This is a genomic window from Variovorax sp. RCC_210, assembly GCF_041355175.1.
Lineage (GTDB): Bacteria > Pseudomonadota > Gammaproteobacteria > Burkholderiales > Burkholderiaceae_C > Variovorax.
Genome location: NZ_JBFUPJ010000016.1, coordinates 212,752 through 227,690 on the forward strand (window position 1 = coordinate 212,752; position 14,939 = coordinate 227,690).

Consider the following 14,939-nt stretch of genomic DNA (forward strand, 5'->3'; position numbering starts at 1 on the left):
GAACCCCAAGGACACCCCATGCTCCACGGCTACATCCCGCCCCACCGCTTCCTGCCCTACCTGAGCTGGACCGAAATCGCCGCCCTGCCCGACCGCGAGAACACCGTCATCGTGCTGCCCTGCGGTGCCATCGAGCAGCACGGCCCGCACCTGCCGTGCTCGGTCGACAGCGTCATCAGCTCGGGCGTGATGGGCAAGGCGCTCGAAAAGCTGCCGGCCGACGTGCGCGCCTTCGCGCTGCCGACCATCACCTATGGCAAGTCGGAAGAGCACCTGCACTTTCCGGGCACCATGACGCTCACCGGCACCACGCTGCTGTCGACCGTGATCGAGATCGGCGAGTCGGTCTACCGCTCGGGCTTTCGCAAGCTGCTGTTCGCCAACGGCCACGGCGGCCAGCCGCAGGTGCTGGAGATGGCGGCGCGCGAGCTGCGCCTGCGCCACGGCGACTTCGTGATCGTGCCGCACGGCGTGTCCCGCCTGCCGAGCGCGGCCAGCAAGCAGGTGAGCGAGCAGGAAAAGAAGCTCGCGATGCACGCCGGCCATTCGGAGACCGCGCTGATGCTCGCGCTGGCGCCCGAGACGGTGCACATGGAGCGCGCGGTGGCCAACTTTCCGCCGCCCTTCCCCATCAAGCTGCTGTCGGCCGACGGCCGCCCGGCCTGCGCCTGGACGGCGCGCGACTTCGGCCCCAGCGGCGTCATCGGCGACCCGACCACTGCCACGCGCGAACAGGGCGAGGCCATTCTGGACACGCTGTCCGACAGCTGGGTGCAGGCGCTGACCGAGCTCCACGCGCTGCGCTGGGTCGTGCGCGAAGAAGCGACCTGGGAGCGCGGCCACCAGCAGGGCTTCATCCAGCAGAGCTTCACGCCGGCCTGACCTGAACCCGGCCGAGCCTGCTTCTTGCATCGGCCCCTTCACCGTTTTCCTTTTTTTTCACTTCACCCAGCCCTCGAGAGGTCCATTCCATGCGCTCCTTCGCTCTGTCCCTGGCCGGCGCCGCCGCCATCGCCTTCCTCGCCGCCGCGCCCGCGCAGGCCGAGGACAAGTTCACCTACATGACCAACTGGTACGCGCAGGCCGAGCACGGCGGCTTCTACCAGGCCGTGGCGCAGGGCATCTACAAGAAGTACGGCCTGGACGTGACCATCAAGATGGGCGGCCCGCAGGTCAACATCACCCAGATGATGGCCGCCGGCCAGGCCGACTGCATCATGGGTTCGAGCGACATCCAGATGATGCAGGTGCGCGAAGGCGGCGTGCCCGTGGTGAACGTGGCGGCCTTCTTCCAGAAGGACCCGCAGGTGCTCATCGCGCACGACGACGTGAAGAAGTTCGAAGACCTGAAGGGCAAGACGCTGCTCATCGGCGCGCAGGCGCAACGCGGCTACTGGCCGTGGCTGAAGACCAAGTTCGGCTTCACCGACGAACAGACGCGGCCCTACACCTTCAACATCCAGCCCTTCGTGGCCGACAAGAACACCGCGCAGCAGGGCTACCTCACTTCCGAGCCCTACGCCATTCAAAAGGCCGGCGTGAAGAGCACCGTGCTGATGTTCAGCGACCACGGCTTCCCGGCCTACGCCACCACCGTGTCGTGCATGGAGAAGACGCTGAAGGACCGCAACAAGCAGGTCGCCGCGTTCGTCAAGGCCTCGGCCGAAGGCTGGAAGAGCTACCTGGCCGACCCGGCGCCCGCCAACGCGCTGATCAAGAAGGACAACCCCAACATGACCGACGACCAGCTCGCCTACAGCGTGGCCAAGCTGAAGGAGATGGGAATGATCACCGGCGGCGACGCCGCCAAGCTCGGCATCGGCGTGATGACCGATGCGCGCGCCAAGGCGAGCTACGACTTCCTGGTGAGCGCGAAGCTGCTCGACCCCGCCAAGGTGGAGCTGGCCAAGACCTACACGACCGAGTTCGTGAAGGACGCGAAGGTCCTGCCCTGACGCGTTCGACGCGCTGGACCCTGTTCAGCCCTGAAACCAGGCGGCCGCGCGTTGCGGCCGTTCTCGAAAGGCCCCAAGCATGAATCGCATCGAACCCCACACGCTGGCGCCACCGCCGGAGCTCGCACCCTCGGTGCCCGCCGTCGAAATACTCTCGGCCGAAAAGACCTACCCCAACGGCACGCAGGCGCTGCTGCCGGTAGACCTGTCCATCGCCGAGGGCGAGTTCGTCACCCTGCTGGGCCCTTCGGGTTGCGGCAAGAGCACGCTGCTGAAGATGGTGGCGGGCATGCTCGAACCCAGCGACGGCCGCCTGCTGGTGTGGCGCAAGCCGGTGAGCCAGCTGCAGGACAGCACGCGAAAGATGTCCTTCGTGTTCCAGTCGGCCACGCTGATGCCGTGGGCCAGCGTGCAGACCAACGTGCGCCTGCCACTGGACCTGGCGGGCGTGCCGCGCAAGGAGGCCGATGCGCGCGTGACCGAATCGCTCGCGCTGGTGGGGCTCGAAAAGTTTGCCAGCGCACTGCCGCGCGCGCTCTCGGGCGGCATGCAGATGCGCGTGTCCATCGCGCGTGGCCTGGTCACGCAGCCCGACCTGCTGCTGATGGACGAGCCCTTCGGCGCGCTCGACGAAATCACGCGCCACAAGCTCGACGCCGACCTGCTCGACCTGTGGCGCAAGAAGAAGCTCACGGTGATCTTCGTGACGCACTCCATTCATGAGGCGGTGTTCCTGTCGAGCCGCGTGGTGATGATGGCCGCGCGGCCGGGCCGCGTGGTGGAGCAGTTCCGCATCGACGAGCCCTATCCGCGCAAGGCCGACTTCATGGTCACGCCCGAGTTCGCGCGCTACGCCAAGCAGCTGCAGGACAGCCTGCTGCGCGCCAGCACCACCGAAGAGGAGGCTGCGCCATGACCGCGACGCAACAGAAGAACAAGCCGAAGAACTTGCCGACGAAGAAGGCGCCCACGCCGCTGCTGGCCCAGCCGCGCGTGCAGCGCGTGCTGTACCCGGTGCTCATCGGCGTGGTGCTGGTGGCGCTGTGGCAATGGATGGTGGTCGCCATGGAGCTGCCCGCCTACCTGGTGCCCTCGCCCTACCTGATGATGCAGACGCTGGTGACCGACTGGGGCCCGCTGGGCAACGCGCTGCTGGTCACGCTGAAGATCACGGTGCTGTCGTTCCTGCTGGCCACGGTGGCGGGCGTGCTGATCTCGTTTTTGTTCGTGCAGAGCAAGCGCATCGAGACCGCGCTCTTTCCGTACGCGGTGCTGCTGCAGGTGACGCCCATCGTGGCGGTGGCGCCGCTGATCATCATCTGGGTGAAGAACCCGGTGGCGGCCATGACGGTGTGCGCGGCGCTGGTGGCGCTGTTCCCCATCATCAGCAACACCACGCTGGGGCTGCGCAGCATCGACCCCGACCTGCAGAGCTACTTCAAGCTGAACCGCGCCACGCGCTGGCAGCAGCTGGTGCGCCTGCGCATTCCGAGCGCGCTGCCGTACTTCTTCGGCGGGCTGCGCATTTCCAGCGGCCTGGCGCTCATCGGCGCGGTGGTGGCGGAGTTTGTCGCCGGCACGGGCGGCTCGGGCGCGGGGCTGGCGTATCAGATCTTGCAGGCGGGCTTCCAGCTGAACATTCCGCGCATGTTCGCCGCCCTGCTGCTCATTTCCCTCACCGGCGTCGCGCTCTTCGTGCTGATGGCCTGGCTCACCAAGGTGGCGCTGGGCTCGTGGCATGCGAGCGAACTTTCCCAGGATTGAACCCAACCATGAACGCTCCCGCTTCCGTCATCGAGCAGCTGCTGCTCGAGCTCCCCGACCTCGACTGGATCACCGACGAGGGCCGCGTTACGCGCCTCTCGCAAGACTTCTCCTGGTTCAGCCCGGTGCTCACGCGCCAGCTGAAGGACAAGCGCGCCGACGTGGTCGTGCGACCGCGCACCGAAGAAGAAATCCGCTCGGTGGTCGGTGCCTGCGCGCGCCGCGGCGTGCCCATCACCATCCGCGGCAGCGGTACCGGCAACTACGGCCAGACCACGCCGCTGGCCGGCGGCGTGGTGCTCGACATGACGGGCTACAACGCCTGCCTGTGGGTGCGCCCCGGCGTGGCGCGCGCGCAGGCCGGCATCCGCCTGGGCGAGCTCGAGAAGCAGACCAAGCCCACCGGCCAGGAAATGCGCTGCGTGCCTTCCACCTACCGCAGCGCGACGCTGGGCGGGCTCTTCGGCGGCGGCTTCGGCGGCGTGGGCTCCCTCAACTACGGGCCGCTGAGCGCGCCGGGCAACGTGATCGGCATTCGCGCGATGACCATCGAGGCCGAGCCGCAGATGGTGGAACTGCGCGGCCCCGACGCCATGCGCATGCACCACCTGTGGGGCACCAACGGGCTGGTGCTGGAGCTGGAGATCGCGCTGGCGCCCGCGCACCCGTGGCTGGAAACGCTGGTCACTTTCGACAGCTTCGAGAACGCGCTGAACTTCGCCGACAAGCTCGCGAACGCGCCGGGCATCGTGAAGCGCGGCGTCACCTTCTTCGCGGCGCCCATCGGCGAGCACCTGGCGCAGCTGGCGGCGCATTTGCCCAAGGGCTGCCACACGGTGCTGTCGCTGGTGGCCGAGTCGAACGAGCCGGCCATGATGCTGCTGGTGGAGGCGCACGGCGGCACCGTGGGCTACCGCAAGACGGCGGCCGAGGTGCAGAAGAGCAACCGCACGCTGATGGAGTTCACCTGGAACCACACGACGCTGCACGCGCTGAAGATCGACCCCACGCTCACCTACCTGCAGAGCGGCTTCATTCCGGGCAAGCACGTCGAGCAGATCATCGAGATGGAAAAGCTGCTGGGCGGCGAGGTGATGATGCACGTCGAGTTCCTGCGCAACGTGGCGGGGCTGCTGACCTGCAGCGGGCTGCAGCTGGTGCGCTTCAGCACGGAAGAGCGGCTGAACGAGATCATCGACATCCACCGCGCGCACCACGTGCACATCAACAACCCGCACGTGAACATCGTGGAAGACGGCAAGGCCGGCGGGCCGCTGCCGCCGGAGGTCATCGAGGTGAAGAAACGCTTCGATCCGCTGGGGCTGCTGAACCCTGGCAAGCTGCGCGACTGGCCGGTGAAGGCTGCTCAGACCGCTTGAGGTTCAGCGGCGGCGGCCGAGCACGAACGCCGCGGCCACGATGGCCATCGCCAGAATCCACAGCGGCCACAGCCCGAAGGGCGCCACCCAGCGCGCATAGGGCGTGAGGCCGCGGCGGCCTTCGACGTCGGCCTCCAGCACGCCGCGCGTGAGGCGCGGCAGCTCGTGCGTCACGCGGCCTTGCGCGTCGATGACCACGGTGGCGCCTGTGTTGGTGGCGCGCACCATCGGCCGTGCGAACTCGAGCGCGCGCATGCGCGAGATGGACAGGTGTTCGTCGATGGCCACCGAGTCGCCGAACCACGCGATGTTGCTCACGTTCAGCAGGATGGTGGGGGCCGTGGCCTCGTCCTTGAAGTTGGCGCCGATCTCGTCGCCGAACAAGTCTTCGTAGCAGATGTTGGGCGCGATGCGCTGGCCCTGCCAGAGGAACGGCGCCTGCGCGAGGCCGCCGCGCTCGAAGTCGCCCAACGGGATGTTCATCATCTGGATGAACCAGCGAAAGCCCGTGGGAATGAACTCGCCGAAGGGCACGAGGTGGTGCTTGCTGTACCGGTAGGCCTGCACGGCGCCGGGCTGGAAGCCGAGCACCGAGTTGCTGTAGGTGCCCGGCCCGCCGAGGCCGGTCATGGGCAGGCCGACGATGGCGGCCTGCGTGCCCTGGCTGTAGCGCGCCTGGATGGCCTCGAGGTAGCCGGGCGGAAGCTGCTGGGGAAGCAGCGGCAAGGCGGTTTCGGGCGTGACCACGAGCGAGGCCTTGGCGTCGCGCAGCTGTTCGCCGTACCAGCGCAGCGCGGTCTCGATGCCGCCGCCCGGAATGAATTTCTCGTCCTGCGGGATGTTGCCCTGCAGCAGCGCGACCTGGAGCTTGCCGGCGGCGCCCTTGTCGCCTTGCACGTCGGCGCGCAGCGAAGGCACGAGGTGCGGCAAGGCGACCACCAGCGCGATCAGCGCCACGCCTTGCGCCCACTCGACGGCGCGAACCGGCCGGTGAAGCGCGACCAGCGCCACCACCAGCGCCGCCGCCGCGCCGATGCCGTACACGCCGACCCACGGGGCCAGCGCGGCCAGGGGCCCTTCGACATGCGCGTAGCCGCCCGCGCCCCACGGGAAGCCCGTGAACCAGCTGCCGCGCACGAGCTCGGCCAGCGTCCACAAGGCAGCGAACACCAGCGCGCCCGTTACCCGGCCCTGCGGTCCACGCACCACGAACCAGGCGGCAGCCGCCGCGTAGTAGAGCCCGAGCGCCGCAGCCAGCGCCACCACGGCGATGACCGCCAAGGGCGCGGGCAAGCCGCCGTAGGTGTGCAGGGAAATGAAGAGCCACCAGAAGCTGCCGGTGAGCCAGGCGGTCGAAAAAAGCCAGCCATGCAGGCCGGCCCGGCGCCAGCCGGCACCTTGCGCGCGCAACCCGTCGAGCAGCCACACCAGCGCGCCGAGCGACAGCAGTTGCAGCCACCACAGCGGCTTGCCGCCCACGGGCGACGCCATCGACAGCGCCTGGGCGAGCCCTGCGGCGCCGAAGCCGAGCAGGCGGAACAGGTGGGCGGAAGAAGAGGCCGGCGTGCCAGAGGCGGGCGTGCCGCGCATCAGTCGGCCGCGTCGCCGCCGCGGGCCGGGGACACCTTGAACCAGCGCACCGCGCCGCCCTTGGTGTGCAGCACCACGAAGTCGAAGCCGCCGATGGCGTGGTGCTCGCCGCGCTTGGGCACGTGGCCCATCTCGTGCGCGATCAGCCCGCCGATGGTGTCGAAGTCTTCGCTGAGCTGCTCTTCGTCGAACACGATGCCGAAGGCCTCGGCCACGCGCTCGATGGGCGTGTCGCCCGAGACGCGGTAGGTGTGGTCGGCCAGGCCGAAGATGTCGCCCTCGTCCTCGGCGATGTCGAACTCGTCCTCGATCTCGCCGACGATCTGCTCGAGCACGTCCTCGATGGTGATCAGGCCGGCCACGCGGCCGAACTCGTCGATGACGATGGCCAGGTGGTTGCGGTTGCCGCGGAACTCGCGCAGCAGGTCGTTCAGGCCCTTGCTCTCGGGCACGAAGGTGGCCGGGCGCAGCAGCGCGCGAATGTTCAGGCCCGGCGCGCGCTGCAGCTTGAGCAGGTCTTTCGCGAGCAGGATGCCGATGATGTTTTCTTTTTCGCCCTCGTACACCGGAAAGCGCGAGTGCGCGGTGTCGATGACCAGGTGCAGCAACGCGTCGTAGGGCGCGTCGATGTTCACCGTGTCCATGCGCGGGGCGGCGACCATGACGTCGCCGGCGGTCATGTCGGCCATGCGCAGCACGCCTTCGAGCATCACGCGCGACTCGGCGCCGATCACCTCGTTGTCCTCGGCGTCCGCCAGGGTTTCGATCAGCTCGTCGCGCGAGTCTGGTCCGGGGTGGATGAATTCGGCGAGCTTCTGGAGGAAGCCGCGCTTGTCTTCCCGTTCAACGGGAGCGCGTTCAGGGTGAGGTTCGGCCACTGCGGGAGGGCTTAGTTGAAGAGACGCAAGGATACCGGATTGCGTGTGACAGCCTCTATCGCACGGCCGTTATAGGCCATGCGTGGGCCCTGCGTGGGCCATGCCCAGTCCGCGCGGCGCCCCAAAGCGGAGGCTCAGGAACCCGATTTGCGCCGTGCCGCGCGCATGCCGCTGCGCACTTCCTGCAGGCTGGCCAGGAACGACCAGAACTGCTTCGCCCGGCTCTTGAGCGCGAAGTCGACCGCGGCGTAGTGTTCCAGGGCGATCTCGCTCATGCGGCTGTCGAAGGTGGCGCTGGGCAGCTGCAGGTGGGCCTCGGCCTCGGCGCCGCTGCGCACCACGGTGGCGCCGGCGTTGCGCGCAATCTTCAGCATGGCGGCGTTCTCGCTCAACGCATGAATGAAGAGCATGCCCACGCCCTCGTTGCGCGCCACAACCACGGCGCGCTCGAACAGGCGGGCGCCATACCCGCGGCCGCGCGCGTGTGCCGACACCGACACGCCGAACTCCGCGCAGTCGCTGTGCTGGTCGCCGGGCGCGAAGGCCAGGTGCGACATGGCGATCAGTTCGAGGCGGCGGTTGTAGATGCCGAAGAGCTCGTCGCGCTCGAAGTCGAGCCCGTCGACGTAGCGCTGCACCTGTTCGTCGGCCGCCGCGTAGCCGAAGCGCAGGTAGCGGTCGTGCGGGGTCAGGTCGAGCAGGTGGCGGGCGATGCGCTCGCGCTCGCGCGGGCCGATCGAGCGGATCGGCACCATCACGGGTTGAGGCGCGCTGGCGGCGCGCGGTTGCGTTTCAACCATCGGCGCCTTGAGGAAAGAGCCGAGGCCTAGAGACGCTTTGAGGAAGGTCTTGGCGTTGAGCATGCGTCGAATGTAAGGGTTTTCCCTTAATCAACAAGCATGCAGGGTCAATTGCAAGACACATTCGTGACCCAATGCCGGATCACGTGGCGCTCGCGCAACCGGGTGTGGCTAAACCGGCACAGCCGTGGTGGCCTTGACTCGGTCCAGCACGAAGCTGGTCTTGCAGTCCTGCACGCTGGGGTGCTTGAGCAGGGTGTCCATGATGAAGCGGCTGTAGTGGGCCATGTCGGCCACCACCACGCGCAGCAGATAGTCCATGTCGCCGGTCAGCGCCGCGCACTCGACCACCTCGGGCCAGGTCTGCACGCTCGCGCGGAACAGGTCCATCGGGTTGCGCTTGTGGCTCTCGGTGTGCTTTTCGAGCCGCACGTTGAGGTACGCGGTCAGGCCCAGGCCCACGGCCTCGGGCGGCACCAGCGCCACGTAGCGATCGATGACCTTGTGCTCTTCGAGCCGCTTGACCCGGCGCAGCACCGCGCTGGGCGACAGGCTCACCTGCTCCGCGATCTGGTCGTAGGTAGCGCGGCCGTCTGCTTGCAGCGTGCGCAAAATAAGCCGATCTATCTTGTCCAGTGCTTCCATTCTTCTATTTTTGCAGTTTTACTGCGTCAAGGCCAGCATGTGCGCCCGGAAACGCAGAAAACCTGAGAGCCGTTCGCCCTACATTGCATGACCGGCCGGTTTCGCCCCGAGATCGCGCCCCCATTCATTCAACGAATCCCCACTCTTTCGGAGACCGCACATGAGCCAAGCCGACGCACCCGCCTTCACGCCCTGGGACAACCCCATGGGCACCGACGGTTTCGAATTCATCGAATACGCGGCACCCGATCCGGTCGCCATGGGCAAGGTCTTCGAGCGCATGGGCTTCACCGCCGTGGCCAAGCACCGCCACAAGAACGTGCTGCTGTACCGCCAGGGCACGATCAACTTCATCCTGAACGCCGAGCCCGATTCCTTTGCGCAGAAATTCGCGCGCGAGCACGGTCCGAGCGTGTGCGCCATCGCCTTCCGCGTGCAGGACGCCAAGCAGGCCTACGAGCGCGCCACCTCGCTCGGTGCCTGGGGCTTCGCCGACAAGGCCGGCCCGGGGGAGCTGAACATTCCCGCCATCAAGGGCATCGGCGACAGCCTGATCTACCTGGTGGACCGCTGGCCCGGCAAGAACGGCGCCAAGCCCGGCGACATCGGCAACATCGGCTTCTACGACGTCGACTTCGAGGCGCTGCCCGGCGTCGCGCCCGAGCAGGCGCTTTCGCCGTTCGGCAACGGCCTGACCTACATCGACCACCTGACGCACAACGTGTACCGCGGCCGCATGAACGTCTGGGCCGGCTTCTACGAAAAGCTCTTCAACTTCCGCGAGATCAAGTACTTCGACATCGAAGGCCAGGTCACGGGCGTGAAGAGCAAGGCCATGACCAGCCCCTGCGGCAAGATCCGCATCCCGATCAACGAAGAGGGCAAGGAACAGGCCGGCCAGATCCAGGAGTACCTGGACATGTACAAGGGCGAAGGCATCCAGCACATCGCGATGGGCTCGGACGACCTGTACGCGACCGTCGACGAGCTGCGCGCCAAGGGCGTGACGCTGCTGGACACCATCGACACGTACTACGAACTGGTCGACAAGCGCATTCCGGAGCACGGCGAAAGCGTGGCCGAACTGCAGAAGCGCAAGATCCTGATCGACGGCAAGAAGGACGCGCTGCTGCTGCAGATCTTCAGCGAGAACCAGCTCGGCCCGATCTTCTTCGAGTTCATCCAGCGCAAGGGCGACGACGGCTTCGGCAACGGCAACTTCAAGGCGCTGTTCGAGAGCATCGAGCTCGACCAGATGCGCCGTGGCGTGCTGAGCGCCGCAAAATAAGCGCTCGCAACCCACCTATCCACTGCTCCAGGAGCCCGGCATGCGCAGCTGCACGTTTTCGATCGGTCTGACACTCGTCGCGGCTGCAGCCGCTGCTCTCTCGGGCTGCGCCATGCAGCCCGCCGCACCCATGGCACCCTCGGCGGTGCCGCTGGTGGCGGGCTCCCACCTCGACGCGGTGCAGAAGGCCGCCGTGCTGCGCATCTGCACGCCGGGCGACTACAAGCCCTTCAGCTTCCAGAAGACGGACGGCGCCTTCGAGGGCATCGACGTCGACCTGATGACCGGCTTTAGCACGAGCCTGGGCGCCAAGCCCGAGTGGATCAAGACCACCTGGGCCAACCTGCTGCCCGACCTGGCAGCGGGCAAGTGCGACATCGCCGTGGGCGGCGTGTCGGTCACCACCGACCGGCAGAAGCGCGCCTTCTTCAGCGCGCCCTACATGGTCAACGGCAAGACGCCCATCGCGCGTTGCGCCGATGTGGCCAAGTACCAGAGCGTGGCCGCCATCGACCAGCCCTCGGTGCGCGTCATCTTCAACCCGGGCGGCAGCAACGAGCGCTTCGCCCGCGCCAATTTCAAGCAGGCCAGGCTGACGCTGCACGGCGAGAACGTGACGATCTTCGACGAGATCCTCGCCAACCGCGCCGACGTGTTCGTCACCGAGGCGGCCGAAGCCATCACGCAGCAGAAGCTCAAGCCGGGCCTGTGCGCGGTCAACCCCGACAAGCCGCTGCAGTACGGCGAAATGGCCTGGATGCTGCCGCGCGACGATGTGGCCTTCAAGTCGTACGTCGACCAATGGTTGCACCTGCAGCAAGCCGGCGGCGACTTCCAGCGGACGATGGACCGCTGGCTCAAGTAACCCTTCTTCCAGCGATCGCCTCACTCATGGACTCCCCTGCCGCCGCCGTTGTCACCTCCGCCGTCACGCCCGCCGTGTATGGCGCCTCGGACCGCCCGCCACGCGGCGACTACTCGCGCGGCGGCACCGTGCTGTCCGACTACACCTGCCCGCAGGACTGGGCCAGCTACACGCCGGCCGACCATGACACCTACCGGCGGCTCTACGAGCGGCAGGCCGCTCAGTTGCCCGGCCTGGCGTGCGACGCCTTCATCAACGCGCTGCCGTCGCTGGGCGTGAAAGACCGCATTCCGCGCTTCGACGAGATCAACGACCGGCTGCACCGCGCCACGGGCTGGGAGATCGTCGCCGTGCCGGGGCTGATTCCGGAGCTGCCTTTCTTCACGCTGCTGGCGAACCGCAAGTTTCCGGTGACCGACTGGATCCGCAAGCCCGAGGAGTTCGACTACATCGTCGAGCCCGACGTGTTCCACGACCTCTTCGGCCATGTGCCGATGCTGTTCGACCCGACCTTCGCCGACTACGTGCAGCGCTACGGCGCGGGCGGCATCAAGGCGCATGAACTGGGAGCCGGCGAGAAACTGTCGCGCCTGTACTGGTACACGGTGGAGTTCGGCCTGATTCGCCAGCCCGAGGGCCTGCGCGCCTACGGCGCGGGCATCCTGAGCTCGGTGGGCGAGCTGAAGCACGCGGTGCTCAGCGACGAGCCGCGCCGCCTGCCGCTGGACCTGCTGCGCGCCATGCGCACGCGCTACAAGATCGACACCTACCAGGCCAACTACTTCGTGATCGACAGCTTCGCGCAGCTGTTCGACCTGACGGCGCCCGACTTCGCCCCGCTGTACGCGGCGCTCGAGGTCCAGAGCGACATCGAGGCCGGCGTGCTGCTGCCGGGCGAATCGGGCAAGGCCTGATCGCGCTTGCGAAGATGCGCGCCGCGCGGCTATCGCGCGCGCGACATCCTTTGCGCCCCTCCTAGGACAAGCCCGCTGGCGGCGGAGGCATGCTGCCTCCCACAATCCGCGCCAAAGGAGCTTGCATGCAGACATCCGCGCAACACAACTATCCGGCCGGCGTACCGCTCGAGATTCATCCCGAGCAATACCGTTCCTTGCCCCACATGTTCGACGAGGCGTTCGCGCGCCATGCCGACAAGCCGTTCTCGGTGTGCATGGAGCGCTGGATGTCTTACGGCGAGCTCGACACGCTGTCGAAGGCACTGGGCGCCTGGCTGCAGTCGCGCGGCCTCGAGCCGGGCGCGCGCGTGGCGATCATGCTGCCCAACATTCCGCAGTTCGCGGTCACCATGTGCGGCGTGCTGCGCGCGGGCTACACCTGCGTGAACGTGAACCCGCTGTACACGGCGCGCGAGCTGGAGCATCAGCTGAAGGACTCCGGCGCGACGGCCATCGTCATCCTGGAGAACTTCGCGTCGACGCTGGAAAAGGTCATCGAGCGGACGCCAATCAAGCACGTGGTCATGACCTCGATGGGCGACCTGCTGGGCGGGCTGTATGGCGCGTGGATCACCGCGGCAGTGCGGCACCTGGCGAAGATCGTGCCGGCATACAAGCTGCCGCTGGACGAAGGCCGCACGGTCACGCCGTTCAACCAGGCGATCACCGAGGGCCGCGGCCGCACGCTCGGGCCGGACCAGAGCACGCTCGATTCGATCGCGTTCCTGCAGTACACGGGCGGCACCACGGGCTTGTCGAAAGGCGCGGTGCTGACGCATCGCAACATCGTCGCGGCCACGCTGCAGGCCGAGGCCTGGTTCACGCCGGCGCTCTCACGCGCCGGGGATCTTGCCAAGGTGAACAGCATCGCGGCGCTGCCGCTGTATCACATCTTCGCGTTGACGCTCAGCCTGCTGGTGATTCGCCAGGGCTCGCACATGACGCTGATTCCGAACCCGCGCGACTTCAACAAGTTCATCGCGGTGCTGAAGAAGCGGCCCTTCCATATGCTGCCGGCGGTGAACACGCTGTTCAATGCGCTGCTGATGCATCCGGAGTTCAAGACCATCGATTTCTCGACGCTGTTCGTCTCACAGGCAGGCGGCATGGCCGCCTCCGAAGGCACGGCACGCAAGTGGTTCGAGGCCACCGGCTGTCCGATGATCGAGGGCTGGGGCATGAGCGAGACCTGCGCGATCGGCACCAACAATCCGGTGTCCAACACGACGTTCACCGGCACCATCGGGCTGCCGTTGCCGAGCATCGAGATCGCCATCAAGGACGACGACGGCCACTCGCTGGCGAACGGCCAGCCGGGCGAACTCTGCATCAAGGGGCCGAACGTGATGACCGGCTACTACAACCAGCCTGCCGAGACAGCCGCGGCGTTCACAGCAGATGGCTTCATGCGTACAGGAGATATCGCCGTGATGCAGGACGATGGCTACAGCCGCATCGTTGACCGCAAGAAGGACATGATCCTGGTGAGCGGCTTCAACGTGTTTCCGAATGAGTTGGAAAACGTGATTTCGCTGTGCCCGGGTGTCGTCGAATGCGCGGCCGTGGGCGTGCCCGACGAGAAGCAAGGCGAGGCGATCAAGGTATTCGTGGTACGGCGCGACCCCGCGCTGACGGAAGATGCCGTGCTGCAGTACTGCCACTCGCAACTCACCGGCTACAAGCGGCCGAAGCACATCGAGTTCAGGGATTCGCTGCCGAAAACCAATGTCGGGAAGATCCTGCGGCGTGAACTGCGTGTCAGCGCGAGCGCTTGAATGAGCGGTCGTTCGGGTGCGAGTGCGGGCTTGCCGGCGAACGTTGTCGTCTTCGAGCGGGGGTGGCTTTCTTCTAACAACGTCTTGTTTGTGGGGACTGAAGAGACGGCGGTTGTCGATACCGGGTATGTGACGCATGCGGAGCAGACGGTGGCGCTGATCGAGTCGGTGCTCGGGGAGCGACCGCTGGATCACATTCTGAATACGCACCTTCACAGCGATCACTGCGGTGGGAATGCGGCGCTGCAGGCGCGCTACCCCTGTGTTCGCACCGACATTCCACCGGGTGAAGCTGCGCTTGTCGAACGCTGGGATGAAGAAGCGCTGAGTTTCGTGGCGACAGGGCAGACTTGTCCGCGATTCGGGCTGACCGGCTTACTGAAACCTGGGACGGATTGCCTGCTTGGGGATCGGCAATGGCAGGTTCATGCGGCACCAGGACATGACCCTCACTCGGTAATTCTGTTCGAGCCCGTCTCGCGTACGTTGATTTCAGCGGATGCGCTGTGGGAGAACGGATTTGGCGTGGCGTTTCCCGAGCTGGCAGGTGAGCCTTCTTTCGCGGACATGGCGGCGACGCTGGACTTGATTGAAGCCTTGGCACCGCTGCAGGTCGTTCCCGGGCATGGAGCGGTCTTTGGCGACGTCGATAAATCGCTGACCATCGCGCGGCGCCGGCTCGATGGGCTGCGCCGCAATCCAGAGAAGCATGCGCGTCACGCCATCAAGGTGCTGATGAAGTTCAAGCTGCTGGAGATGCAGGCGATCGGCATCGACGAATGGGAGCGCTGGCTGAAGGGCACGCCCTATTTGGCGAACATCCACTCGCGCTTCTTTGCGGATGTCGAGTTGGATCGATTGACCGGCGGTATCTTGAGCGAGTTGATTGCGTCTGGGGCCGCATCAATGGATCGCGCGTTTATTCGCAACGTCTGAATTTGGCGAGTAAATTGCTCGCTTGCGCTTGAGTTATCTGACGCGCAAAGCAAAAAACCCCAGTCAATTCTGACTGGGGTTTTCTGGGCTGTAAGAGCCTGACGATGA

General features: G+C 66.5%; 14 protein-coding genes. 10 read left to right on the forward strand and 4 right to left on the reverse strand.

Features of this window, described 5'->3' with window-relative positions; all coding sequences use genetic code 11:
* The first annotated feature begins 18 nt into the window (after positions 1-18).
* The 5 genes from AB6807_RS32890 (at position 19) to AB6807_RS32910 (ending at position 5,098) form a co-directional block, all read left to right on the forward strand.
* A complete protein-coding gene (locus tag AB6807_RS32890) occupies positions 19-882 on the forward strand; it encodes a creatininase family protein (RefSeq protein ID WP_116909604.1) in 864 nt (287 codons plus the stop codon).
* Positions 883-971: 89 nt separating this feature from the next.
* Positions 972-1,955, forward strand: a complete 984-nt coding sequence (locus AB6807_RS32895; protein WP_116909605.1) for an ABC transporter substrate-binding protein — start codon at positions 972-974, stop codon at positions 1,953-1,955.
* 79 nt (positions 1,956-2,034) lie between these two features.
* Positions 2,035-2,871 (forward strand): ABC transporter ATP-binding protein, encoded by an 837-nt coding sequence (locus tag AB6807_RS32900; protein ID WP_116909606.1) that lies wholly within the window; start codon positions 2,035-2,037, stop codon positions 2,869-2,871.
* Complete coding sequence (locus AB6807_RS32905; RefSeq protein WP_371087856.1) at positions 2,868-3,719, forward strand: ABC transporter permease; 852 nt, start codon at positions 2,868-2,870, stop codon at positions 3,717-3,719. The genes AB6807_RS32900 and AB6807_RS32905 overlap by 4 nt, the downstream gene beginning before the upstream one ends.
* A gap of 8 nt (positions 3,720-3,727) precedes the next feature.
* Positions 3,728-5,098 carry an FAD-binding oxidoreductase gene (locus tag AB6807_RS32910; RefSeq protein WP_371087857.1) on the forward strand — a complete coding sequence of 457 codons (1,371 nt, stop codon included), beginning with the start codon at positions 3,728-3,730 and terminating at the stop codon, positions 5,096-5,098.
* 3 nt (positions 5,099-5,101) lie between these two features.
* On the opposite strand, the gene lnt is transcribed toward AB6807_RS32910, so the two are convergent.
* The 4 genes from lnt to AB6807_RS32930 all read right to left on the reverse strand — a co-directional run bounded on the left by lnt (position 5,102) and on the right by AB6807_RS32930 (position 9,011).
* The gene (gene lnt, locus AB6807_RS32915) at positions 5,102-6,688 is read right to left on the reverse strand and encodes an apolipoprotein N-acyltransferase (RefSeq protein WP_371087858.1); all 1,587 of its coding nucleotides are present in this window, start codon (positions 6,686-6,688) and stop codon (positions 5,102-5,104) included.
* The gene (locus AB6807_RS32920) at positions 6,688-7,566 is read right to left on the reverse strand and encodes an HlyC/CorC family transporter (RefSeq protein WP_116909610.1); all 879 of its coding nucleotides are present in this window, start codon (positions 7,564-7,566) and stop codon (positions 6,688-6,690) included. The genes lnt and AB6807_RS32920 overlap by 1 nt, the downstream gene beginning before the upstream one ends.
* 134 nt (positions 7,567-7,700) lie before the next feature.
* The gene (locus AB6807_RS32925) at positions 7,701-8,429 is read right to left on the reverse strand and encodes a GNAT family N-acetyltransferase (protein ID WP_116909611.1); all 729 of its coding nucleotides are present in this window, start codon (positions 8,427-8,429) and stop codon (positions 7,701-7,703) included.
* Between the two features lie 108 nt (positions 8,430-8,537).
* Entirely contained in the window at positions 8,538-9,011 is a 474-nt protein-coding gene (locus tag AB6807_RS32930) for an Lrp/AsnC family transcriptional regulator (RefSeq protein ID WP_116909612.1), read from the reverse strand.
* Positions 9,012-9,171: 160 nt separating this feature from the next.
* Between AB6807_RS32930 and hppD the strand changes: the two genes are divergently transcribed.
* The 5 genes from hppD (at position 9,172) to AB6807_RS32955 (ending at position 14,831) form a co-directional block, all read left to right on the forward strand.
* A complete protein-coding gene (hppD, locus tag AB6807_RS32935; protein ID WP_116909613.1) occupies positions 9,172-10,299 on the forward strand; it encodes a 4-hydroxyphenylpyruvate dioxygenase in 1,128 nt (375 codons plus the stop codon).
* 40 nt (positions 10,300-10,339) lie between these two features.
* Positions 10,340-11,164 (forward strand): transporter substrate-binding domain-containing protein, encoded by an 825-nt coding sequence (locus AB6807_RS32940; RefSeq protein ID WP_371087859.1) that lies wholly within the window; start codon positions 10,340-10,342, stop codon positions 11,162-11,164.
* A 26-nt stretch (positions 11,165-11,190) separates the two neighbouring features.
* Positions 11,191-12,078, forward strand: a complete 888-nt coding sequence (phhA, locus tag AB6807_RS32945; RefSeq protein WP_371087860.1) for a phenylalanine 4-monooxygenase — start codon at positions 11,191-11,193, stop codon at positions 12,076-12,078.
* A 125-nt stretch (positions 12,079-12,203) separates the two neighbouring features.
* Positions 12,204-13,895 carry an AMP-binding protein gene (locus AB6807_RS32950; protein WP_371087861.1) on the forward strand — a complete coding sequence of 564 codons (1,692 nt, stop codon included), beginning with the start codon at positions 12,204-12,206 and terminating at the stop codon, positions 13,893-13,895.
* Positions 13,896-14,831, forward strand: coding sequence for an MBL fold metallo-hydrolase (locus AB6807_RS32955; protein WP_371087862.1), 936 nt, complete (start codon positions 13,896-13,898; stop codon positions 14,829-14,831).
* Positions 14,832-14,939 lie beyond the last annotated feature (108 nt).